Source organism: Variovorax endophyticus (assembly GCF_025376855.1).
Taxonomy (GTDB): domain Bacteria; phylum Pseudomonadota; class Gammaproteobacteria; order Burkholderiales; family Burkholderiaceae_C; genus Variovorax.
The window spans coordinates 1-23,980 of the sequence record NZ_JAHUTH010000029.1; the positions used below are offsets into that span (position 1 = coordinate 1).

The window sequence follows — 23,980 nt, forward strand, 5'->3', positions numbered from 1 at the left end:
GCAGATCCGCGCGATCCAGGAAGGCGCCATCCCCGAGGGCACCGGGCCCGATTCGCAACGAGTGATCGTGCGAGCGGGCAACTACTTCGAGTGAGGTTCGAGGCGACGACGGCATGGCCGCGTCGCTCTGGGCCTCGTTCGCCCGCATTGCAACAGCCGATGAGCAAAGATCATGATGAATGGAAACAACGAGAACTCCCGGGTCGCCGTCGTTGGCGCGGGGCTGATCGGCCGCGCGTGGGCGGTCGTATTCGCGCGATCGGGCTTCGACGTGTGCCTCTACGACATGTCGGCGCAGGCCTTGAAGGATTGCGAACAAGCGGTCCTGGCAAGCCTCGAGGACCTGAATGGCTATGGTCTTCTTAAGGAGAGCCCGGAGGCGATCGTGCGAAGGATTTCGACCACTACTTCCTTGCTGGAGGCCGTGAACGGGGCGATCTTCGTGCAGGAGAACGTTAAAGAGACGCTGGAGATGAAGAGGCAGATCTTCTCGGAGTTGGACCAACTGGTGGCGCCGGGCGTCCCCATCGCGAGTTCGACCTCGTGGATTCCGTCTTCGCGATTCACCGAGGATCTGTTGCATCGTGATCGTTGCCTCGTCGGGCACCCGATCAATCCGCCCCATGTCGTTCCTCTCGTGGAAGTCTGTCCAGCCCCCTGGACCTCGCGCGAGGCGGTCGAGTGCGCGCAGCGTATCTACCGGGCTGCCGGACAGTCGCCGGTGCTCCTGCGCCAGGAGATCGAAGGTTTTCTCGTCAACCGTGTTCAGGGCGCGGTGCTCAACGAAATGATGTCGCTGCACGAGCAAGGGTATGCCTCGGTGGAAGATCTCGATGCGGTGATGCGGGATGGGCTGGGCATGCGGTGGGCGTTCATGGGGCCGTTTGAAACCATCGACCTGAATGCGCCTGGCGGTCTGCTCGACTACGCGGATCGGTTCGGGCCGACCTACCAGCGCGTCGCTCGGGAAAGCATACTGTTCGATTGGAATGCCGAGGCTCTCGGGCTGATGGAGGCAGAGCGCCGCGACCGGTTGCCGCTATCGCGGATTACGGAGCGATCGGGGTGGCGGGACCGCTGCCTGATGCAACTCGCGGCGCAGAAGCGAAAGTTCGTCGCCGACGGCGCGGACTGACGCGGTCCGGCGCGCCGTGGCGATATTGAACGAGTGGCAGTGTCGACGCCCATGCGCATCAAGGCACTGCTACTGATACGGGCGCCGTGCCCAGGGGCCGGCCGCCAGGGCCGGCAGCGAAGCTCAGCCAGGGCGTGACCGGCACTTGGCCGACGCCGAGTTTGTCCCAGTCGCACACGCTGTCTGGGAAGACGATTGCCAGCCGCGCCTTCTGATCGTCGGTGAACCGCGCGCCGCCATCGGTAGCGTCGCCGAGGTCCAAGGGCTTCACCTGACACTTGTAGATGCTCTCGGCGCCTGGGCCGCCAGCCACCTGGCGCGGCGACGACCGCTGCTTCACGGGCAGGCCGCGTCTTCGACGCCGATGGTGGTGGCGAGGTCGGCGGCGTTGGCGCTGTACGTCTGCGAAACTTGCCGCAGGCCAGTCGATGGCCCGCCATCGCTCTGTCGGGCTTTGGCCGGCCCGAAGACATGGAGCGGTCAAAGGCCGCGGGTTTCGATCTACATCTGCACAAGCCTTTGTCGATGGAGGCTTTGAGCGAAGCCATGACGAGATTGGGACAGCGCCCGTAGAAGTCGGCGTGAGATCTTCACTCACTGTCGGCGCGGAACAGGCCGATCCACATTACCTAGCAGCCTCGGCGAAAGAGTCAGAATGATGGCGATGACGCTTCTCTCCCCTGAGCGGGTGCAGCCACAGAGGATGACAAGCCAATGCTGGCGAAGCCGCGTCGCTTGCTCGGCGCTCATTAACGCTGGCGAATATGGAGCCAGCGCGCCGAAGTCTGACGGGGCCCGCTGCAGGCTCGGCTGAAGGTCAGAACACGCAGCCACTCCGCCACCTCGCCGCCACTGTCATCCAGTCCGCCGACAAGGCCTACCGTTGGCGCGTCGCGGAGCTCAACCCAGACGGGAGGTGGTTTACGGTTGATGAGCAACAAAATTCCGAGGAGACCTACAGCGCGGCCATGGCAGCCGGTTTGGTGCAGTTGCAGGGCCTGGTCGAAGACCTTGCCCTCGGTCCGCGGGAGGATGATTCGGAAGTGCATCCTGTCAAGCAGAAGGGCGGGCTGTTGGGATTCGGGTTTGGTATACAGAGGGACTGAAGTCGTGTAGTCGAGGCAAACACCGTTACGAAAGGCGCGATCAAGCCCAGGCGCTGCAAGGCGCGCGGATCTTGAGGATCTTCGCGTCACGGTAGTGCTGCGCTGCGCCGGTCTCCTCGATGAAGCCCATGCAGCCATGCACCTGCACGCATAGCGAGGTGATCTCCAGGCTTATCTCGGTGCCGTAGCCGCTTGACCAGCGACATCATGAATCGGAAAAGGCTTGGTTGTGTTTGCGCGCGCCGGCATCGGGATGGTGCCGCGCGGTTTCCTGGGCCGCGGCGTCCACGATGGGCATTGCACGGCTGCCTTCGGTGTAGGCACGTATGGTCATCAGCGTGCGTTTCACGTCGGAGTTATGGATGATCGCCGCGTTCGCATCGATCGAGTGGCCGACTGGATGGCAGGGTGGCTGTTCCCCCACGTACTGACGCTTTCACCGACCACCGGGCTGGAGCGCAGATTTCAGCAGTCAGCTTCCACGGGAGCCAACACCTCATGGAGCACAAAGAAGCAAACGGCCCAGAAACACATGGATGCTAGGTTACGACCGCTTATGGCGGAGGGGCGAGCCCTGAGGGAATCGAAGGCTCACGCTTCGGTTTACGCATGCCTCCGAGTACAGAACAAGAATTTGCTCTTCTAGATCCGGCCTGTGCCTGTCGGCATCCTTTCCGACATCCGTGGCGAAGGCCGCCGACTATGCTTGTCCAACAGGTTGGAAGTCTTGACTCGGAAGTTCGGTTCCAACTTCGCCCTTATCCGCCCCATCCGAAATGACTTTGATGAACTCACCGTCCTTCCATCCGTTCGTTCTGAGAAAGCAGCCAAAGATGCCCGCCTTAAGCGGTGGCGGGCGCGATGCGCTGTCGCATTCCGAGCGTTATCAGGAATGGGAATTTCACTATAGTCTTATGCCGGTGCCGGTGCCGGTGCCGGTGCCGGTGCCGGTGCCGGTGCCGGTGCCGGCGCGCGCCGCCTTCTTCGGCACCGTGCAAATCCATCGTGAGGGCAAACGTCATTGCGAGCTGCCGATCTTCGAACCGCAGTGCAATGCGCTCGCCTCGATCGACCTGTTGCGCGAGCAATGCCTCGCGTGGATCGAGAACTGCCCGGTCGTGGCGAGTCAGCCGGCGACTTCCGTGAACTGAGCCATGGACTGGATGTCCTGGGTGAGATGGGCCGCGTTCGTCGCCTCGGTCGGCGCCGTTTGGCTGGTTGCATCGAATGCGAAGGACTAACGCAATACTGGGTTCTGGGTATTTCTCGCGAGTAACGCCCTTTGGGTTATCTGGGACCTATATTCACACGCTTGGGCGCTGAATGCGCTCCAGGTTTGCCTGGCCGCCATGAATCTGCGCGGCCTCCACAAGACTGAGAGTGCTTCGCAGAGTTGATCGGCGAGGGACCCGGGCCGGAAAATGGCCTCGTCGGGAGAACACCCCCAGCGTCTTCGGTCGAGCAAGGCTTAGCCATATGGAAAGCACAAGGGCATCTATGGGTTCTGCCCGTTACTAGGATCGCGCCTGCGAACCAGATCTGCGCAGTGGCACTTCTGAATTTTGGTTACCCTCTCCGCTGCTTTCGGATGCCCCAGCAGCTCGACTTACGATTGAACACAGGTCTATGGAGCTGTTTCACGCCGCCGGGATCGCTGGCTCCTGCACTTCCGATCTTCTCTTCAACGTCGCTTGAATGACTACCTCCGAGATCTTCCTCGTCGCGATGTTGATCATCTTCTCGGTGCCATACCTTGTCTGGCGTCTGGGGCGGACCGACTACTTCGCGCCGTTGGTGGTGGTGCAGATCATTACTGGCATCGTGCTGGGGCCGGGCGTGCTGGGCGCGGCGTTTCCGGATTACTATACGTTCGTCTTCAACGGTCCAGTGATCCAGTCGCTCAACGCCGTCGCGCAGTGGGCCGTGATGATGTTCGTATGGATCGCGGGCATCGAGCTCGACTTGCGCAAGGCTTGGGTGCACCGCCGAGAAAGCGGCATCACGGCAGGCTTGGCGCTCGGCGTGCCGTTGGCCTTCGGTGCCGTGGCAGCGCTTGCCTTGCTGCCCTACCCGGGCTGGATGGGCGCCCGTGGCACGTCCTGGCAGTTCGTGCTGGGTATCGGCATGTCGTGCGCAGTGACGGCCCTGCCCATCCTGATCCTGCTGATGGAGAAGCTGCAGATCCTGCGTCAGCCGATAGGCCAGCGCATCCTGCGCTACGCGAGCCTGGACGACATCGCCATCTGGGGCGTCTTGGCGCTGATCCTCATGGACTGGGAACGGGTCGGCAGGCAGGCGGGCTTCCTGGCAGTCTTCGCCGTTGCTTCGATCCTGTTCCGCCGGCTGATGATCCGCGTCCCGGAGCGCGATCGCTGGTACGCCGGGCTGATCTGGTTGGCGGCCTGCGGGCTCGGCGCCGACTGGTCGGGGCTGCACTACATGGTGGGGGCCTTCATCGCCGGGGCAGTCATGGACGCGGAGTGGTTTGATCAGCACCAGATGGACTGGCTGCGTCACAACGTGCTGTTGGTGATCATGCCGGTGTTCTTCCTGAGCACCGGCCTGCGAACCAATTGGCAGGCCGGCGGCGCCGCGGTGTTCCTCGTGGCGGCAGTGCTGTTGGTTGCGGCGGTGGCCGGAAAACTGATCGGGCTTCGCTTAGCCGGGCGGCTGTTGCGTTGGCAACCGGGTGAGGCTTCGTTGATCGGCTGGCTGCTGCAGACCAAGGCCCTCATCATGATCATCTTCGCCAACGTGCTGCTGGACAAGGCGATCATCACCAATGAGACGTTTACTGCGCTGCTAATCATGGCCGTGGCGAGCACCATGCTGACAGTGCCGGTCGTGTCGCCAAAGCTGCAGCGCATGAGAGAGCTTGTCCTGCGCTCACGCTGAATCGAGATTTCTGGCGCCTATGGCTCCCCTCCAGGGCGCTCGAGGGGGCCGACACAGCAACGTCTACGCTGTCCTCCGGACATCGCCGTGTAGACCATTGGTTTGTGCGACGTCCAGAAAACCAGCTCCCTATGTCTTTTGACATGCGCGAAGCGAGCAAACGCGCGCATAGTGCGTGACGTTGACCGTTACTCACATTACGAAGTTCCCTTCGAAAGAATCGGGGAAAATTGGAGAGTCATATGGGCGAAGGCCCTAAAAATCTAATCCATGGAAATTCCCGAGAAGCCGTCTTTTACATCCACAAGCGTTCGTGCTGAAGGAGGTCCGAACGAGTTTCGAGACCACAAAGACGACATTTTCTTTGCCGCAATCGAGACGACGCGGATGCCAATGCTGGTGACTGACCCGCGGCAAGAAGATAATCCAATCGTCTTTGCCAACAGGGCATTCGTCGCCATGGTTGGCTATTCCATGGAAGAAATTATCGGCAATAACTGCCGATTTCTGCAGGGCGCGGCTACCGACCGTGCATCGGTTGCTGCCATCCGGGAAGCAGTTCTTGCGCGCAAGCAGATCAATATCGAGATATTGAACTATCGCAAGGACGGGACCAGCTTTTGGAATGCGCTCTTCATCTCTCCTGTATACGATCCGACTGGTCAGCTGATTTACTTCTTTGCCTCGCAGCTCGATGTCAGCCGCAGACGAGACGCCGAGGATGCGTTGGCGCAGGCACAAAAGATGGAGGCGCTTGGTCAGCTCACCGGCGGCATCTCGCACGATTTCAACAACCTTCTGCAGGTCATGTCAGGCCACCTGGATATTCTTGCCGTGAGGCTGGACAAGGGCGCGTTGGATGAGCAGAGCATGCGTCGCGGCGTCGAGAATCTGAGATCGGCCATTTCGAAGGCTTCGAATCTGACGCAGCAGTTGCTCGCTTTCTCTCGCCGTCAACGTCTGCGCGGTCGGGTCGTCAGCCTGAATGCGGTCGCGCGTGGCATGTCCGAACTCGCTGCGCGAACGCTCGGTGAGTCGATCAGAATCGACTTCGACCTGGCTGAGGATGCGGGGAACATCGAGATCGATACGACACAGCTCGAAGTCGCGATTCTCAACGTGCTGGTGAACTCCCGGGATGCAATGCCCAACGGTGGCACGATCACCTTGCGGACGCGGCAGGTGGTCGTCGCCTCGAATGCCGGCACAGGGCCGGACATTCTGGCGCCCGGGACTTACGCATCTCTGTGCGTGTCTGACGAGGGCGAAGGGATCGATCCGGCGATGTTGCCGAGGGTCATGGATCCGTTCTTCACGACCAAGGCGGAAGGCAAGGGCACCGGGCTTGGCTTGTCGATGGTCTACGGTTTCGTGAAGCAGTCTGGTGGTGCCACGTCGATCGAATCGAAGATCGGCTCGGGCACGACGATTTGCATGTATTTTCCGACCGCCGCTTCCGCGCTTTCGGTCGACATCACTTCGCCTACGCGTTCGACGATGCGTGGCGGAGATGAAACGATCCTCCTCGTCGAGGATCGCGAGGAGGTCGCAACGGTTGCACAGGGTATGCTGGAAGGCCTTGGGTACGCGGTCCACATCGCGGAGGATGGGGAGTCGGCGCTGAAAAAAGTCGAAGAAATCGGCGCAGATCGGATCGACCTGTTGTTCAGCGACGTGATGATGCCTGGCAGGATGAACGGGTACATGCTCGCCAGAGAAATACAGAAGGTGTCGCCTTCAATGCGGATCCTTCTTACCAGTGGATTCGACCGCGACCTGAGCACGTATGAGGCGGCTGCGCCGTCGGAGTTTGAGCTTATCAAGAAGCCGTACCGGCTCCTTGATTTGGCTCGGCGTGTGCGCGATGTGCTTGACGGACCGACCGGCGTCGGCCCGGCGAAATAGGGGAACGGACGAGCTCGACCAGTCTTGTCCGTTGTTCGCCTGCATGATGCCGATTTCGTTGCTCAAGGTGCTGGCATCAAGTGCCCTCCCGCTCAGGCTCGACGGCGCTTCGAACGCTCAGGTGGTCTCGAAACTCGTGTTTGCGGGGTTGATAGAGGTCGACTTCCATTTCGCTGGCGGGCGTTCTGACCTCTACCGTGGTGACCTCGACGCGACCGTCACTGCAATCACCCCTGCCGGGCGCGAGTTGCTCGCTAGCCTCCAGGGTTCGTGGCGAAGCAGACAGCCGCGCGGTTCTTGACGTCTTCCTGTGGCCCTGGGCCGGCGCGTTGAGCCCTGAAAAGGCGAACACACGCGAAGGCGTTTTCGGGCAAGTCTCTGACACGAAATTCGGATCGACCCTTTAGCATCGCCGCTATGGGCAGAAAAACTGCTACTTCAGCAGTAACCCCCAGGAGAAGGATGAGACATGGCTCGATTCGACGAAAGCCTGTTTGCCGCTTGGGCGGCATCGGAGACGACGATCCACGATCTGCTGCGTCAACTTGGGCCGGACGCACCTATAGGCCTCCTGGACGAAGTTGCAGCTCTCAAGCTTGAGGCTAACAAGCGGTTTATGGACTTGTGGTCCGCTGGAATCCTCGCCTCAGTGGACGGTCCAGTCCGCGTTCATCACTGACCAACCCGCAGAGAGCGGGACGCTGTCAAAGTCGCACCGGCCTTCGCCTCTTCCCGCATCCGTGGTGCCGAGATCGGCTAAGCCAATCGGGTGTGACGCGTTCTCCTAGGAGCTTTCATCGATGGGGTCGTTCAACAAGCGCTATGACGCCTGGGCCGAAGCAGAGGCCAAAGTCTATGAAGCCATGGACAGGCATGGCCCGCTCGGCCATGACGAGGTTGATCACCTTCGCGAGCGGGCCAATCAGCTGCTGGCGGAACTATGGGGTGAGACAAACCCCCCTGTTCTGCCTGAACCCACTGACGGCGGCAAGCGTGAGGGCTTTTGAGTGCGCGCCGGCCCTTCGCGCAGGTGGGCTGGCTGTGGCTGATGCTTACCCGTGCGCATCGTTGACGGCGTCGCCTTTGGTCAGTTGAACTGGCCAGGCCGCCGGAGCGCGAGCGATGGAGCGGGTCCTTTGTGAGGGCGCTGCGTTGGGCTGGAAGTGAGTTGCGCCTCCGCCGTGGGCACCGGCGAGGGGGCACTCGGACGGTCGCGCGAGACGTGAACGGCGCTAGGGCAGCAAACGACTCGGCTCGCTATGATTTGCGCGAGGGGAGTTTGGGACCTGCAATCGAGGTGTCAGCGATGCGCAAACTTTTGACAGTCGAAGACTCTTTTCAGATTTCCGGACGCGGGTTGGTCGTCGTTCCCTGCCCGAAAATTGACGAGTACGCTGGGCCAGACGCGCCTCAGGCTGAACTGCGTTTGCCCGACGGGGAAGTCGCCACGGCGACGCTCAGGATCGAGCGTTCTTTTTTCTCTCCGCCACCTGTCGAGCCTCGCTGGACCTGCGTCCTGCCGAGCGCGTCGAAGGCTGACGTTCCAGTCGGCACCGAGATCTGGGTTCCGGAGCGATTTCGTCCGGACTCGGCCACGGGCGCGAGCATCTGAGAAGCGCTCGCAACGAGGGACTGCAGTAGCGCGGGGGCTCTGATGCGAACCCTGCATTGCATACCGAGTCGTGCTCCTCTGATCGTGGCGAGAGGATGGGAGGTCCTCGTGCGAGCAACGATAAGGAACCTTGCGCTCGGGGTGCGTCGCTCTTAGAGGCTGAGAGCGCTGCATGCGGTGACTTCCTAAATCACACACTGACCTAGCTCTTTTAGATTCTCGCCTCGCCAATTTGACTCAGGAGGATGCGAATGTCGGGCGGGACGTTTGAGAAGCTGTTCGGAGCGTGGACCGCTGCGGAGGCGGATTTATACGAGGCTCTGGATCAGTGGCCGTTGGAGCACTGCACCGAGTGGGAGGAAAAGTTCAAGTTGATGAAGGCTATAGCCGATGAGAGGTATACCGCTCTCTTTGGCGCACGGACCTCGGTCTCGCCCACTTTCAACGTGGGTCGTGGGAACTTGGGCGCAGTTCCGTCGGATCGCGATGATCGGTAGCCTGGCAGACCGGAGTTCAATGATGCCGAATCCCTCTCTCGCGCAACGCTATGCTGAGTGGGCAGCTGCCGAAGCGGCCGTCATCGAGGCCCAAAACGATCCTGGAGGTGTCGATGCGGAAGCGTTGGCGGCGTTGAAAGCCCGATCTGGGAGCCTGTGGGTGGCGCTTTGGTCGGAACCAAACGAGAGCGCGGCCAGCGACCCATCCCCTCAATGAAACTGGCATCTGGGCTCGAGCGCGAGAGATCCTACGAGATGAACCGCCCTGAGATTCGTTGCTCGCGCCGCCCCCGCCTGATCACGGGAGCAGGCGGCGCTCCTCACCAAAGCCTGCGCCGTAGGCCGCCCCGCTGGTCCTCGTGTCGAGCGACGGCATCGCGCCTTGTGGAGCCTGATTTCCATCAGCTCGCCCCGCGGCTGAAGGCAGGCGTTTGCATCTCGTCCAACGCTTTGCGCCCGGCCGGGGTGATCGCGGTAACGGTCGCGGTCTGCGCGCTGCTGCGCCGGAGAGCACCTTGGTCGTCAGGGTCAAACTGAGCCTCGACCAGCCCGGCGAACACCAGTTTCGATAGAAGGCGAAGTTCTCCGCCATCCGTGATCACGCAGGGGACTGAGCGCTTGGCAATTAACGAAAGAAGATGGAGGGCCATCGGAGACGTAGGCATGAAGTTTTCGACGGGGCAAAAGTGTCGAATGGTCTCCGGCTCAACCTTGTAGGCAAACTCCGCGACGCGTCACGCGTACCCCTGGCCTAGCCTCTTTGGGCTGGCTGCTCACTCGTCCGGCGTCGTCGTGAGAGCTCGAAGTGTGTGCAGCCGCTCGGCCGCGTTCGTGAACGCTGCCTCGATGTCCGCTCCTGTCGGTATTGGATACCCAGCAGGAGGGGTGAGCGCCACCCGGAGCCGCTCGCAGGCCGCCTCCCAGGCAACTAAAGCGATGGCTCTTCTTTTGGAAAGAGGCATGCTGGAATTTTAGAGACCTGTTCTATGTCTTTTCATATAGAAGAGGTCAGTCCGCTGAGCACGAAAAGTCAAACTTGTCCGACACGTCTCAAAAGGCGCAAGTCCTACATTTCCCACGCTGCGGCTCCTGCCGTAGCACCTTGCTGTAAACCTCAGCCCGGCCGCGTGCCGGGCTCTTTTTTGGGGGCAGCGCTCGATTGGGACCTGCTGGGCAACTGGGTCTTGAAAGTTTCCGCAGCCGCTCCTAAATTGATCACCGTCGAAGTTTTGGTCAACCGAAAAGGAGGCTTCTATGACCATGAACTTGCTGCGGCAGATCGCGAGTTCCCGCCTGCCAATCTCGTTCTATCGAACCGAAGACATCGATCAAGTACGGATCCTCAGGGCGGCCGGACTCGTCGTGGCGCTGATCCCTGCACCCTCCAATCCGCTCACGCTTTCGGGTGACGGTCTGGCTGCTCAGGTACTGGCGGTCACGCAGAAGGGGCGGGAAGAACTGGCCAGGTTCGACTACCCGGAAGCTCGGCCACCCCTGTGGCGGAAACGTATGCCGCGAATTTTCACGAAGCATCGCTGGCCCCCGCGGCCACATAGTGGGCCTGCCGCGCCAACCAGGATGCAGTAGGCCAGCGGTCGTCAACAAGCTGCGGCGCTTGCGGTTAGACACGCCGGTGTTCAAAAGCTTGTCAGGGATCGCACTGGTCGACAGAACTTAAACGCAAAGGGCGCGCTGACGGGCGACCCCTACCCGCCGTGTCTGTCGATCGGCAGTCGAGCGCACGGGGGAGCCGCCACTACTTGGCCGGCGTCCTCCGCCTGCGAGCCCATGACTCGCCGATGTGCCAGTTGCCGCCGCCTCTCACCCGGGTTTCGCCTGACGAGGGGCGTTCTTCTGAAGCGATCGAGACGAGAATTCGACCTGGGCACGAGTGACCTCATCCTCGGATCGGAGCTGCAGCTTTTTGCAATTCGCGCATTGGTACAGCCGCCAAGGAAGCAGACGCATCCAGGGACGACGTTCGACGCGATATAGGTGGTTGGGGGTACAGCCGCACGATTGAAAAACGGACATGTCTAGGACTAGTTCGAAAGTTGCACTCATTATTTCGAGGCAACCGTGACAAAGGTCACCGTTTTCCGTGGGAAGTTGTGATCCGGCTAACAGGTTGGACCGCAAGTTCACGAAGGGCGGCTCTTACAGGCCCTGACAAGCTGGTGGGGCGGAGCTATGCGTGTGGTCCTGCACCGGCGCATGCGCGGGTGAACGCTGCCGTGCGGCTGCCTTACGGGGGAGTAGTCGACGGAGGCTGGTGGAGAAACATGATCTTCGTCTCCACATTGTTAAAACCTAGTCCTACAGTCTGTTTCGAGACTTCCAAGTCACATCGCAGCTTGTGTGTGCAACTTGGAGGAACAGCATGCCGATGGATTTGCTTCGTCGGATTGAGCGCGTCGCGCTGCCGCTCGTGCTTCGGGATGAGAGAGACGTGCGAAGCACGATCGTGCTTGAGGCCGCGGCGATGATCAAAGCCCACCTCCCGGCGAATGAGCACATGAGCACGCGCCCGGCAGTGGTCTTTCGGATCACTGACACTGGGCGGCAGGCATTGAGTGAACTTCGCCCCCTGGACGCTGGTGAGCCAACGCGTGGATAACTCCCCCTTCCCGTCGGCTCACGAGCCCTCCAGCAGGCCGGAGCTTCTGGGGGACCTGGCCTGCAAGTTTGATCTCGCCATCCAGGCTGGAGATACCGGCCGCGTGAAAAGGCCCGTGCGGGCCGTCTTTCGGGCAGCGTATCGCAGTGAGGTGGAGGCTTGGTTGCTTACTCCAGGCGAGCGGTCCAGAACAGACCAGGATCTGGTGCGGCAGTATTTGCTAGAGCTGCGCGATCTGTCGTATGAGGACGAGCCGCTGATGTGTGTCGCCGAGGTGGTGGAAGACAGACGAGCGGCTGCGATGATCGCCGCGGTTTTCCTAAAGTACTTGGTTGAGTAATGGGAGGGGCGACGGTGCCGTAGGCCCGACGTCCGAGCGCGGCGTCGACTTGCTAACGTCCGCCGGGCTCGAATCGCAGCGATGCGCTTCCGCCGCGCTCGGCGATGTAGGCGAGGACCTCTGCCTCCAACCGCGTGCGCACTTCCGCCTCGCTTTCATACATGAACGCAGCAAACACGCTGACCAATCGAAGCCCACACCACACTTCTGCGCGCCCGCCCCAAGCGCCCCCGGAAAGCGGGTGAACGGCCAGCGTGAAGCGCCAAAGTGGTGGAGTATCGAGAGGCATGGGCAGTGAGTAAATTTCCTCTCACAGTGCCAGGCGTTGCGACGTGTCTGATCCAAACGTCGGACGAGAACTCAGGGCGGTTGCTGCGCGCCAGCGTCGCCGACCGAAGGACGAGTGTGATCGGGCGCTGCCGCTCAGCAACTGCCCATCCTCCGGGCTGGGCGAGATCCTGGAGCGTTCGGGGCAGGGCGGCGAAGAAGCTTCATCGGAGCGGCCGAAATCGCTATGCAAGTGGGCTAGGTTTCAAGCGCCACGCCCGAACTCTAGTAAGGAAGGAATGAAGGCCCGCCTGCACGCTTCTCGTTCGGCGAGTCAGAGTTTTGCCGTCCGTAGTCATCGTCAAGGTCGAACTCCGCCTGCAGTTCCTGGATCGCTCGCACAACTCCGCTGTGCTGATGACGATTGAGCAGCACCGGCACGGCCCACTGTCTCGTTTCCCCCGGCCCTAACTTGGGGCGCACAGCCCCGAGGTGAACGTCTCTCGCCAGATCATCCGGCGGAAGAATGGCGCCTAGGCGCTCGAGCAGGAGTCGTTTCAGCTCTCTTGCGGTGCGGATTGGCTTGGACATGACGAGAGCATAGTTGTTGCCGTCAAGCCCGATGAGAGTCCGGAGAAGTACCGGGGCGCCCAGCGGCCGCATCACGCGCCGGCGTCTGACGGCCGAAGGTCCGCTGACAGGGCCTACCGTTGGCACGTGGCGAAGCTCGCCACAGTCGGCCACTGCGGTGGTGGTTGCGCTGGCCAACGTACTGTCGACCTATTCGTTTCCGGTTGCTATGGGGAGCGCATCCGCTAAACGCATGGAGGGAGCGTGTCAGGAATCTTGTGTGTGAGGCGTACATGACCATTCGGAGCATGTATGCCAAACAACAAGAAGCCGATGCCGCAGTTACCGGCGATCTTGCCAGCCAAATCCACAGTGCGCGTGCTCCGCCCGATGTAGCGGCGCATCGCATCGTCCGACCCGACACCGACAACATCCCGTCTTTGGCGGCCACGACGTGCGCGATCGAGAAGTTCTTGTCGGGCGTGATGACCGTGCCGTGGAGGTGCCCGGTATCGGGGATGGAGGAGGCCTCTCGGCTCTCTCAGTCCCGTCGAATACTGCGGGCCTCGGACTTGCGGCCGGCGCAAGGTCGCCGACTGCAGCCGCAGCATCAATAAATGATCGTGACGGAGCCGTCGCCGCCGATGCCGAGTGCGCTGCCGAGGTTGCTGCCGTTGGTGCCGGTGGCATAGGTCGCGCCGCCGGGTCCCATGCTGCCGCCGCCGCCGCCGCCACTTCCGTAATTGCCATTGAAGCCGCCGCCGCCGCCACCACCGAAGCCGCCGCCTCCGCCCCCGCCCAACTGCGCGCCGCTTCCACCCGCGCTGCTGTCGCCGTTGCCGCCGGTACTCGAGGTGCCGACCCCTCCTTGTCCACCGATGCCGTTGTTACCACCGGCCGCGTTGCCCCAGCCGGAGCCGGGCGATCCCGAAGCCGTGCCGTGTCCTCCTCCATCGCCGCCGCCTGTTCCGCCGGAACTGGCACCGGCGCCGCCACCGCCACCGGCAATGATGAGGTCGGTCGCAGCCCGCTTGACGCGCGTTGCGCCGCCGCCGCCAGCACCGCCGAATGTGGCGTTGCCGCCGCCGCCGACCCCGGCTTGGCTGGGACTGCCACCGCCGCCCACGAACATGGTCAGTGTTTCCCCGGGCACGACCGTCAACGTCGCAGTCACCTGGCCGCCATTGCCCCCGTTGTTGTCCGAATACCCACCGCCGCCGCCGCCGAGTGCGACCACCTGAATGGATGTGACGCCGGCCGGCACGGTCCATGCCGCGCTGCCTGCCGCGGAGAAAACGGTCCTGGGCTGGACTGTCAGCAAGGCGGACACATGTAAACCGCCGGATGAGGCGGTGATGGCCGCGTTGCCGCTGCTCACGCTCGTGGCGAGGCCTTCCGATCCAGCCGCGTTGCTGATGGTCGCGACCGCGGGCGCATCGGATGCCCAGGTCACCAGGCTCGTGATGTCCTGCGTGCTGCCATCGCTGTAGGTGCCCGTTGCAGTGAACTGCGTCTTTCCACCGGAGGTTCCGCCGATGGAGGCCGTCGCCGAAGAAGGCGTCACCGCAATCGATGCCAGGGTCGCCGGTGCGACCGTCAGCCTCGCGGTCGCGACAGTCCCGGCCAGAGTGGCCGTGATGTCCGTGGCGCCGATGCCCACCGCGGTGGCGAGGCCCAGCGCGTTCACGGTGGCCTTGGAGGCATCGCCCGATCCCCAAGTGACCTGGGTGGTGAGATCCTGGGTCGACTGGTCGCTGTATGTTCCCGTGGCCGTGAACTGCTGCGTCGTGCCGAGCGCAATGCTCGGCGTTGCCGGTGTGACGGAAAGCGAAGACAGCGCGGCTGCGCTGACATCGAGGATCGCCGTGGCGAACGGCGACGATGGGCAGAGGGTCGCGCTCCGGCACGTCGCGGTGATCGTTGCCGTGCCCATACCCAACCCGTTCGCCATTCCGGTCCCGTCCACCGTCGCCACGCTGGCGCTGGACGAGCTCCAGTCCACCTGGGTGGAGATGTTCTGGGTCGTCCGGTCCGAAAGAGTGGCCGTCGCGGTGAACTGCGCGATTGTGCCCTTGGCGATGCTTGCAGTGGCCGGCGTGAGGGCGATGCTTTCCACCGTCGCTGCCGTCACCGAGAGCGTGGTGCTGCCGCTCTGTCCGCCGAGGCTGGCCGTGACCGTGGTCGAGCCCGGCCCGACGCCGACGGCCTTGCCGGACGTGTCCACGCGGGCCACGCCCGCGTCTGAGACGGTCCATGCGGCGGTGGCCGTGACGTCGCTGTGCGTGTCGTCGCTGTAGATGGCCGTGGCGGCCAATTGAACCGATGTGCCGGCTGCAAGGGCGGGGTTCACCGGCGTGACCTCGATCGCGACCAGCGTCGGCGGCGGAGCCGGGGTTGCAGGCGGCGTAACCGGCACGAAGGACGCTCCTGCGGAACCGCCGCCTCCACCGCAGGCGCCCAGCGCCGACAGCAGCAGGGACGCGAGGACGATCTGCAAAGCCCGGAGCACGCGCCGGCACAACGAGAACTGAAATTGCGGCGAGCGCATCGTGGCAACGGAGGTCATGCGGGGTTCCTGTCGGGCAGGTCTTGTTCGAAGCGGCGAAGCTCGCATGGGCGCGAGCTTCAGGGGCGCAGCCGGGGCGGTTGCGAGGCTGGAATGTCGCTGGATGCTACGGAAAAGCTCGTGCCAGTTGAATACCCGAAAACTGGTACGAGAGGGCCGGCCCCGACCCCGAAGGACCGCGGCCTGCCATCGAAAGCTGCCTCGGCTTGACGTCACGCCTCCCTTGGACGGACCGCACGGCGCTCCTCAGAATGCGTGCCGGATTCCCAGGTCGTAGCCGACGCTGCTCGAGGGGGCATAGCCGGCAGTGGCCCCTGGCATGACAGTTGCGAACCTGACCCCTCCTCCAGGGCTGATGGCCATGGGCGGATTCAGAGCGCCATTCCATTGGAACCTGGTTCGCGCGATGGTGGCGTAGAGCGCCGTACGCTTCGACAGGTTGTGCACATAGCCGACGGCGAACTTCTCGATCCTGGCATCGTTGTCGTGCACCCATCCGGCAGGACTCAGGGCATTCACCGCGCGCGCAGAGGCATGGTGGATGCGCGAATAGGACGCACGGATCAATCCAGGACCGACCGGTGCCGTGATGCCGATCAGGCCGCCCGTGTACTTCCCATTGCTTTCGCTCCTGAAGGTGTATGGAATGCCGCCGGACTGGCCCGCGGTCAGCTTGCTGCGCTCGTCCCTGATCTGCGACAACTGGCCGAACAACTTGACGACATCGAAATCGTAGGAGAGCCCCGCGTTGAGGGTCTTCAAGCGGTCCTTGTCGAATCCGCCGAGGTCGTCCTTGGTGTCCTCCTGGTAGGCGATGGCCAGGTTGAGGGGACCACGCTGATAGCCAAAACGGCCCCCGACATTTCGCCCGCCCTTGCTCGGGCTGTTGCTCACTCCGTCCTGCTTCGGGTTCTCGTGCATGGAGTACATGAGCTGCCCGTAGAACCCGCCGAGGTTGCCCGGCAGGAAGTAGCCGACGCTGTTGGAGGCACGAACGTAGTTGTCGAAGGGCATCAGGTTCGCGGGCGACTTTCCGTGGCTGGTCGCGAGCCCCGTGCCGATCGGATTCCAAAGGTTTGCGCCGACCCCTACCGTGCCGAAGGGATCGAAGACCGTCAGGTTCCAATAGGTCGGCACGTAGTCGCGGCCGAGGCGAAGTTCGCCGAAAGGTCCGGACAGGCTCACCGTCGAGCGGCGGTCGAAAACGCCGAGACCTTGGACCCCGTCGTCGGGCGTCAGCGTGGACTCCAGCCAGAAGCCCGCAGCCAGGCCGCCGCCGAGGTCCTCCTGCCCGCGAATTCCCAGGAGAGAGGGTGTGTATGCGCCCGAGGCGAGTTTGGTGGCGCTTTGCGACAGGGTGCCTGGCGCCAGGAGCAAGGCGGAAGGCAGGCCGGCACGCAGCGAGCTCCTGGTCTGGTAGTGACTCAGGGAGACGTCGACGACACCGTAAAGCGTGACGGATGATTGAGCCCAGCTCGCAGGGCCAATGGAAAGCGATGCGAGTGAGATCGGAAGAAAAAGCGAACGCCAATGGTTGTGCATGAATGTTTCTTCGGTTGTTCTTGATGGGGGAAGGGAGCAACGGCCTGTCGCCGTCTGCGGGCTGGTCGGTCGGCTAGGCTGAAGGCGCCAGGGACACCGTCCTGGCCATCCCGTTGCGCAGCCACTCCTCCAGCACCCGCGCGAGCGGCTTTTCCGATGCGGTCTTGGGGATCGCGGCGACCACCATCAGCGTTCCGGGCACGGCGTTCTTCGGCAGGGTCTCGCGCAACCGTGTGTGGAGCGTGGAGAGATCCAGGTCGACGCGACGGGGAACGATGGCCGCGACGACATCTCGCTCGCCGGGCGCCCCCGATGCCGCGGCGATGCCGAACACAAAGGCATCGCGGACCAGGCCGGTGTCGGCGATCGCCTTCTCGATGACCGCCGGATCGATGAATTCGCCATTGCGGCGAATGCCGTGCCCCCGGCGATGCTCGAAGTAGAGCCATCCTTCGGCATCGGAGCGCACGATGTCGCCGGTCCACAGCCAACCGCCATGCCCTTTTCTCTGCGAGGCCTCCGGGTCCTGGAAATAGGCGATGTCGTAGGGTGCGCCGCTGGCTGGGCGAAACGCCAGCTCGCCTGGCGTGCCCGCGGGTGCATCGTTGCCATCTTCAGTGACGATGCGGATGGAAAACGCCGGGTGCGGCCGGCCGATGCTGCCGATCGGACCTTCGTCGAAAGGATTGACCGTCAGCCCGCCTTCGGCGGTGCCGTAGAACTCCAGGACCTTGACGCCGAAGCGTTGTTCGAAATCGCACCAGATGAACTTTGGCATGCCCGCGGCGACGACGAAGCGCACGACATGGTCCCGATCGCCAGGCGACGGCGGCTCGCAGTAGACAGCGGTGGTCATGCCGCCCAGCAAGGTGAAGGCAGTGCATTGGTGCCGACGCACGATTTCCCATAGCCTCGACTTGGTGAAGCGACGAGAAATGACGCAATCGATCCCCAGCCTCAGCGCGGCGCCAAGCGTCACGAGCTGGGCATTGGCGTGCGTCAGCGACAGGCCCGAATAGAGGCGATCCTCGAGGGTGTAGCCGAAGGCAGACGCCGCCAGGGCGGCCGTGTCGAGGAAACGGCGATGGGTGATCACGATCCCCTTGGGCTCCCCGGTCGTGCCGGAGGTGAAGAGGATCTGCATCGGGTCGTTGGGATCGACCGGCGCGAAGTGGGCTGCGGGCATGTCCGTCCGCATGTGGCCGGCCAGCAACTGTGCGTAGTCCAGCGCTTCGCGAGCGCGTGTCGCATCATCGAAAGATTCGCCGGAGGCGACGCGCAGGGTCCAGCGAAGGCTGGCGCAGCGCGGTCGAATCTGCGCGACCGCTGTGGCGGCATAGTCCGCCGCGATCACCCCGACGCAGTGCGTGCGATCGATCAGTGCCGCAAGCCGATCGCCTTGCGCCCGCGCATCGATCGGGACCAGCACCGCCCCGATGCGAGCGGCAGCCACCATCGCCTCGACGAACTCGGGATGATTCGCCATGACCAGCGCCACGGCGTCGCCGCGCCGGACACCGAGGCCTTGCAGGGCCAGTGCCAGCGCCAATCCGTTTTCGCGCAGTTGCAGGAAGCTGCGCCGCTGCTCGGGCAGGCTGGGCCCTGCCTCGAAGGTGAGCGCCGTCGCATGGGGACGCGTGCGTGCGTGGAGGCCGACGAGGTCGGCCAGCGTCTTGAAATCTGCCATCTCAGTCCGCCTTGATGCCCGTCTTTTCGATCAGGGCCTTCCATTGCGCCGTCTCTCTTGCCGTCAGCGCAGCCAGCTCGCCCGGCGTGGAGCCTTCGGGTGCCAGGCCGAGATCCAGCAGGTGTCGTCGGAATGCGTCGCTCCCGAGCACCGCCTGGACCTCGGCGTGAAGCCGCTCGATGACCGGCGCGGGTGTTCCCGCCGGTGCCCACAGGGCGTTCCAGCCGCTCAGCTCGAACCCTGGCAAGGTGTCCTGGACCGTCGGAACTTGGGGCAGAGCAGGGAGTCGCTGGCGCGTGGTCACCGCCAGGGCCTTGACGCGACCACCGCGGATGAGGGCCAGTGCAGAGGCCTGCGGCTCCAGCCGAACCTGCACCCGCCCGGCCATCAGTTCGGTGTTGGCGTTGGCACCGCTGCGGTACGGCACGTGCAGCAGGTCGATGCCGCATCGAAGCTTGATCAGCTCCATGCCCAGGTGGAATGCGCTGCCATTGCCCGTGGAGGCATAGGCCAGCTTGCCGGGCTCGCGCTTTGCCAGGGCAATCAGCGACGGCAGGTCGGGGGCCGGCAGACCGCTGTAGGCGAGCAGCACGTAGCCGCCGCGCGCAACCAGGCTGATCGGTGCCATGTCCCTGGCCGGGTTGTATGGCAGCCGGGGATAGAGGTGCGGGTTCATCGTCGCGACCTGGTTCATGGCATACAGCAGCGTGTGCCCATCGGCGGGTGCCTTGAGCGCCTTGTCGGTGCCGATGATCCCCGAGGCACCCGGCATGCCTTCCACGTAGACCGGGCTCGACAGGCGTGCCGACAATGCTTCGGCAAGCATGCGAGCAACGATCTCGGGTGCACTAGCGGTGGTCGCGGGCACGATCACCTGGATCGGCTTGGACGGCCAGGCCGATGCGGCCCGTGCCGCGCCGCCGGCGAGGCCGGACAGCCCCAGTGCGAGTGACCGTTCGATGAGAGAGCGTCTGGAGTACATGCTGAGCTTCTTCATGCGCGTTGCGCAGGTTTTTCGAGAATCGTGACGGTCGCCGCCGCTTCTTCATGGCCAAGAAAGCCGCCGCCGTTCTCGGCCAGTGCCAGGCGCGCATTGGCCACTTGCCGTCCACCAGCCTCGCCGCGCAATTGCAAGACGAGCTCATGGATCTGCATCAGGCCGGTTGCGCCGATGGGATGGCCCTTCGACTCCAGTCCGCCCGAGGGGTTGACGGGGCGACGACCGCCCAACGTGGTGTGACCTCGTTCCGCAAGCCATCCGCCCTGGCCGGGTTCGCAGAAACCCAGGTGTTCGCACTGGGCGATCTCGCCGAACGCCGTGGCGTCATGGACTTCGCTCACGTCGATGTCTTCTGGCCCGACACTGGCAGCTGCGTAGGCCCTCAATGCGGCGCGGTGGCTGATGGGGGTCTCTCGGCCGGTGGTGCGCTCTGCTCCGCTCACGAGCACACTGGCGCGCACACGCACCGCGCGCTTCACGTCGAAGCGCGCCAGGGCGTCCTCGCGCACGATCAACGCCGCGGCTGCGCCATCGCCGATGGGTGCGCACATCGGGAGGGTCAGGGGCCAGGTGATGGCGCGCGCCGCCAGCACCTCCTCGACCGACATCCCGACGCGGTGCTGCGCCAGAGGGTTGAGTACGGAGTGGCCGCGGTTCTTGGCGGCTACATGAGCCAGTTGCCGTTGCGTCGTGCCGTGTCGCGCCATGTGCGCGCGAGCCAGGGCCGCATAGATGTCCATGAAGACGCTGCGTTGCTGTGCGGTGGCGGCCGGTTGTGCGCGCTCCTCGCAGGCTTGCCGTGCAAGGAAGCGCTGCAGTGCTTCGGGATCCTCGATATCATGCGCACCGTCGAAGATGGAAAAGGTGCGTGCCTTGTCGGGGTGCGACAGCTTCTCTGCCCCCACCGCCAAGGCGACGTCGCACAGCCCGGCACGCAGATGGGCGCAGGCGAGGTAGAAGGCGGTCGAAGCACTGGCACATGCGTTCTCGACGTTGACGATCGGAATGCCATCCAATCCCGATTCGCGCAGCACCACCTGGCCGCCGATCATGTGCTGCCCCTGCAGGAGCGATTGGCCGACGTTGGCAAAGAACGCCGCACCGACCTGGTCGGCCGTCGCGCCAGCGTCCGCCAGGGCCAGACCGATGGCGTCGCGCGCCATCGCGCGCAGCGGAACCTCGGCGAAGCGGCCCGTGGGCGTACTGCCCACACCCACGATGTAGAGTGGAACCGTCATCTCAACCCCTTGCGGCCGCTGCGCTGGTCAGCGGTGCCGCGCGACGGATCCTGTTGCGCAAAGTGCCGATGCCCTGAGCTTCGAGTTCGATGACATCGCCATCCTGCAGCAGGCGCCCCGTCTCCACGCCGCAGCCGCCTTCAAAGGTGCCGGAAGCGAAGAGTTCGCCAGGGTGCAGCGTGCACGAGCGGCTGGCATAGCTCACGATGTCCTCGAAGCCCAACTGCATGTCGACAGTGCTCCGGGTGGTCTGCACGACACCGTTGAGCCGCGACTGCACCTGCAGTTGGTAAAGATCGGGGATCTCGTCCAGCGTCGCGATGCACGGGCCGATGGCATACGCGCCGTCGAAGTCCTTGCTCTTGCCGGCCGGACTGCCCTCCGCCACCTGCGTGTCGCGTGCGGTGAAGTCGTTGAACAGCGTGACACCGAAGATGTGGTCTCGTGCCCGCGATGCCGCGATGTCCTTGCCACCCACGCCGAGAACGACCGCCAGTTCGAGTTCGTAGTCCAGAGATTCGGCGAACCCGGGCCAGGCAATCTCGGCATCCGGCCCCGTCATGTTGAGGGGATTGCCGGTGTAGAAGCGAGGCACGGTGAACCAGTTCGGGGGAAGTTCAAGCGAACCATCGCGTTCCGCGGCGGCCATCGCCGCTTCGGGATCCTGCGACTTGGCGGCCAGTTGCTCGGCACGTCTGCGCAGGAAGAACTTGAGATGCCCGATCATGGTTCCCCAATCCCGGATCAACGGAGGATTGAGGAGCGGGGCCAGCAGCGTTGCGCCGGCCATGGCATCGACGGCGGCACCTTGATGGGCCACCTGCGTGCGCGCACGATCCCAGAATTCGGGCCCCGCGCGCAGGAAGGCCAGGGCCGAACCAAAGGCCTCTTCGCCAGGGTGGTGGGCCGTGAAGTCCAGCATGCCGTCGACGCCGATGAGGGCCCCGAGGTGGGGTGCGTCGAAGCCCTCACGCACGAAAGTCACGATACGCATCGCAGTCGCTCCTCAGTTGGACAGGAAGGCCACGGCGCGGGCGGGGGCGGCGCTGGCGCGTGCCAGCTTCAACGGGAAGAAGCCAACGTGGAAGCCGCGAAGGGGCAACGCGCCGAGGTTGCACAGCTGCTGGACGATGAAGGCCTCCTTTTCGCGGATCGCCTTGTGACCGTCCCAGAGCTGTTGCTTGTCGCCCGTGTCCTTGAAGGCCTGAGCCATCACGGCAAAGGGACGGTCCCAGCCGACCGCATCGGTGCCGAGCACGGTGGCGCCTTGCTCCGACAGGAACAGCGTGCCTTCGCGGCTCATCCCCGGGTATTGGAAGAAGGCTGACTCGCCCAGGCGATATCGCTCCTGTCCGGTCCGGATCAGCACCGCATCGCCCGGACGGATGGGCTCACCCACTGCGGACAGCGCCTCACGAAGCGCAGCGACTGGAATCGCCTGCCCGGGCTGCGCCCAGGGGCGTACGTCGAGCACCTTGCCGGGGCAGAAGAGTTCTTTCAGCTCGACCTGGTCGATGGTGCGCGAGGTTCGCCCCTCGCAGGTCGATCCGCTGTGCAGCGGCGCATCCACATGCGTGCCGCAATGCGACGACATGTCGTTGAGCACCTCGGAGCCCCAACCCTCGCCGTCGGGCAGGTCATCGTGGGTGCAGCCGAAGAAGTGACAGAAGCGGTCCCGACCGTCCGGTGTTGCCGGGTGGGAGTAATCCACCCGTGGCGCCACGACGCCTGCGGCGGCCGCCATGGCGGGAGGAAGCAGTTCGCGGTCGTGCGGATCCAGCGTCGAGGACAGGTCGATCAATCTCATGGGTCTCCTTTAAGTCATACGTGCGTATAAATATACAACTGTATGATTCCGAGGATTGGCTGTCAACGAACTTCGATACCTCGCCACTTCTCTCATGCCCAAGCCCGCCGCAGCGAAAACCGCCACCTCTTCGAAGCGGCAGGCGCTTTCCGACACCACCGCAACGCAGATCCTCGACGCCGCAGAGGCCTTGTTTGCGGCACACGGCTACGAGGGCACGAGCATGCGAGCGATCGCGGAACGGGCCGGCGCCAACCTGGGCGCCTTCCACTACTACTGGGGATCGAAGCAGGCGCTGTGCAAGGCAGTGTTGGAGCGTCGCCTCGGGCCGGTGATGAAGGAGCGCAAGGAGCGCCTGGATGCATTCGAGGGCCGGAAGGTCCCGTTGCGAGACATCCTGCGGGCGTCCATGGCGCCCTCGCTGCTGGTTACGGGAGCCAGTGTCGAGGAGCGCGAGTCGTTCCGGGCGTTCTACGGCCGCATGCTGATGGACCCTGCCGATGAAGTACATGCGCTGACGGCATCCATCGTGGACGACTTCGCGCGGCGCTTCGTGGATGTCGTGAGCCACGAGCTTCCTCACTTGAGCAGCGAGGAGTTCTACTGGCGCGTCATCTTCGTCTACGGCGCCTTCTTCTATGCGCACAGTACGCACACCAGGGTGCAGTCACTGTGGCCCGAGAAACTGCGGCAGACGAGCATCGAGGCCGGTGTCGACTACCTGGTGAACTTCATTGAGGCGGGCCTCAAGGCGAAACCCGCCACCCGCTCCGAGGGGTGAGCGGCTCGTCGGTCGCCGAGCTTTGGAGAGCCGTCCCTCGTCTCGTGAGGCTTGAGGTTGGTCTGCACAGCGTGATGCACCGAGCAGGTCGTAACGCATGGCGGAACCCCAGGATCGTTGTCTCGTCCGGCACCCGTGCTGCGCCCCTTCTATCGCCGGATCGCTCAGCGCGAACCACTGGTGCAGGTAATGGATGCCGCAGCTCCCCCTCGATGGCAAACGGTGGCCGCCCCGTCCTAGCCTTCGGGTAGTACGGCTCCACATCTGCACCAGCGTCATCCACGGCACCATGCGCTCCATCTCTTCCAAGAACTCGCGCTTACGTGTGCAGGTTCGAGCCCAATCCGAGATGCTTCATGCCGAGATCATCGCAGGCGACAACTGACTCAGGGGATTCGGCCAGCGCGTGAGTTGT

Annotated in this window: 19 protein-coding genes and 2 pseudogenes; 9 read left to right on the forward strand and 12 right to left on the reverse strand. The window is 63.6% G+C overall.

The features are described 5' to 3' along the window. Positions 1–172 precede the first annotated feature (172 nt). A complete protein-coding gene (locus KV106_RS30300; RefSeq protein ID WP_261214721.1) occupies positions 173–1,135 on the forward strand; it encodes a 3-hydroxyacyl-CoA dehydrogenase in 963 nt (320 codons plus the stop codon). 58 nt (positions 1,136–1,193) lie between these two features. Here the strand turns inward: KV106_RS30300 and KV106_RS40020 are convergent, their stop codons facing one another. Both KV106_RS40020 and KV106_RS30310 read right to left on the reverse strand, forming a co-directional pair. Then, entirely contained in the window at positions 1,194–1,733 is a 540-nt protein-coding gene (locus KV106_RS40020; RefSeq protein WP_314733658.1) for a DUF6351 family protein, read from the reverse strand. Between the two features lie 575 nt (positions 1,734–2,308). Then, positions 2,309–2,641, reverse strand: a pseudogene (locus tag KV106_RS30310) (acyl-CoA dehydrogenase family protein); the annotation flags it as partial. A 385-nt stretch (positions 2,642–3,026) separates the two neighbouring features. On the opposite strand from KV106_RS30310, the gene KV106_RS30315 reads away from it, so the two are divergent. From KV106_RS30315 to KV106_RS30335, 5 genes are all read left to right on the forward strand, one after another. After that, positions 3,027–3,392 carry a hypothetical protein gene (locus KV106_RS30315; protein ID WP_261214723.1) on the forward strand — a complete coding sequence of 122 codons (366 nt, stop codon included), beginning with the start codon at positions 3,027–3,029 and terminating at the stop codon, positions 3,390–3,392. A 544-nt stretch (positions 3,393–3,936) separates the two neighbouring features. Then, positions 3,937–5,136 carry a cation:proton antiporter gene (locus KV106_RS30320; protein ID WP_261214724.1) on the forward strand — a complete coding sequence of 400 codons (1,200 nt, stop codon included), beginning with the start codon at positions 3,937–3,939 and terminating at the stop codon, positions 5,134–5,136. Between the two features lie 270 nt (positions 5,137–5,406). Next, complete coding sequence (locus KV106_RS30325; protein WP_261214725.1) at positions 5,407–7,041, forward strand: histidine kinase famiy protein; 1,635 nt, start codon at positions 5,407–5,409, stop codon at positions 7,039–7,041. 469 nt (positions 7,042–7,510) lie between these two features. Continuing rightward, on the forward strand, positions 7,511–7,720 hold the full coding sequence (locus tag KV106_RS30330; RefSeq protein ID WP_261214727.1) for a hypothetical protein: 210 nt from the start codon (positions 7,511–7,513) through the stop codon (positions 7,718–7,720). A 121-nt stretch (positions 7,721–7,841) separates the two neighbouring features. Next, entirely contained in the window at positions 7,842–8,048 is a 207-nt protein-coding gene (locus tag KV106_RS30335) for a hypothetical protein (protein WP_261214729.1), read from the forward strand. Between the two features lie 1,503 nt (positions 8,049–9,551). Here the strand turns inward: KV106_RS30335 and KV106_RS30340 are convergent. Beyond that, a complete protein-coding gene (locus KV106_RS30340) occupies positions 9,552–9,800 on the reverse strand; it encodes a hypothetical protein (protein WP_261214735.1) in 249 nt (82 codons plus the stop codon). A gap of 604 nt (positions 9,801–10,404) precedes the next feature. On the opposite strand from KV106_RS30340, the gene KV106_RS30345 reads away from it, so the two are divergent. Next, positions 10,405–10,737, forward strand: coding sequence for a hypothetical protein (locus KV106_RS30345; protein WP_261214737.1), 333 nt, complete (start codon positions 10,405–10,407; stop codon positions 10,735–10,737). A 986-nt stretch (positions 10,738–11,723) separates the two neighbouring features. Then, positions 11,724–12,107, forward strand: coding sequence for a hypothetical protein (locus tag KV106_RS30350; protein WP_261214739.1), 384 nt, complete (start codon positions 11,724–11,726; stop codon positions 12,105–12,107). A gap of 552 nt (positions 12,108–12,659) precedes the next feature. Here the strand turns inward: KV106_RS30350 and KV106_RS30355 are convergent. From KV106_RS30355 to KV106_RS30390, 8 genes are all read right to left on the reverse strand, one after another. After that, a complete protein-coding gene (locus tag KV106_RS30355; RefSeq protein WP_261214741.1) occupies positions 12,660–12,965 on the reverse strand; it encodes a hypothetical protein in 306 nt (101 codons plus the stop codon). Between the two features lie 589 nt (positions 12,966–13,554). Then, positions 13,555–15,510, reverse strand: coding sequence for an Ig-like domain-containing protein (locus KV106_RS30360; protein WP_261214743.1), 1,956 nt, complete (start codon positions 15,508–15,510; stop codon positions 13,555–13,557). Positions 15,511–15,756: 246 nt separating this feature from the next. Then, positions 15,757–17,052 (reverse strand): porin, encoded by a 1,296-nt coding sequence (locus tag KV106_RS30365; RefSeq protein WP_261214744.1) that lies wholly within the window; start codon positions 17,050–17,052, stop codon positions 15,757–15,759. 73 nt (positions 17,053–17,125) lie between these two features. Further along, positions 17,126–18,739: an AMP-binding protein gene (locus KV106_RS30370; protein ID WP_261214746.1), complete on the reverse strand. Its 1,614-nt coding sequence runs from the start codon at positions 18,737–18,739 to the stop codon at positions 17,126–17,128. A 1-nt stretch (position 18,740) separates the two neighbouring features. Next, complete coding sequence (locus tag KV106_RS30375) at positions 18,741–19,736, reverse strand: Bug family tripartite tricarboxylate transporter substrate binding protein (RefSeq protein ID WP_261214748.1); 996 nt, start codon at positions 19,734–19,736, stop codon at positions 18,741–18,743. Next, positions 19,733–20,977, reverse strand: coding sequence for a thiolase family protein (locus KV106_RS30380; protein ID WP_261214749.1), 1,245 nt, complete (start codon positions 20,975–20,977; stop codon positions 19,733–19,735). Before KV106_RS30380 ends, KV106_RS30375 begins: the two co-directional genes overlap by 4 nt. Before the next feature lies 1 nt (position 20,978). Continuing rightward, positions 20,979–21,971, reverse strand: coding sequence for a fumarylacetoacetate hydrolase family protein (locus tag KV106_RS30385; RefSeq protein WP_261214752.1), 993 nt, complete (start codon positions 21,969–21,971; stop codon positions 20,979–20,981). Positions 21,972–21,983: 12 nt separating this feature from the next. Then, the gene (locus KV106_RS30390) at positions 21,984–22,784 is read right to left on the reverse strand and encodes a cyclase family protein (RefSeq protein ID WP_261214753.1); all 801 of its coding nucleotides are present in this window, start codon (positions 22,782–22,784) and stop codon (positions 21,984–21,986) included. A gap of 94 nt (positions 22,785–22,878) precedes the next feature. Between KV106_RS30390 and KV106_RS30395 the strand changes: the two genes are divergently transcribed. After that, complete coding sequence (locus KV106_RS30395; RefSeq protein ID WP_261214754.1) at positions 22,879–23,565, forward strand: TetR/AcrR family transcriptional regulator; 687 nt, start codon at positions 22,879–22,881, stop codon at positions 23,563–23,565. Positions 23,566–23,656: 91 nt separating this feature from the next. On the opposite strand, the pseudogene KV106_RS30400 reads toward KV106_RS30395, so the two are convergent. Then, positions 23,657–23,923 (reverse strand): annotated as a pseudogene (locus tag KV106_RS30400) (IS5/IS1182 family transposase); the annotation flags it as partial. Positions 23,924–23,980: the final 57 nt, after the last annotated feature.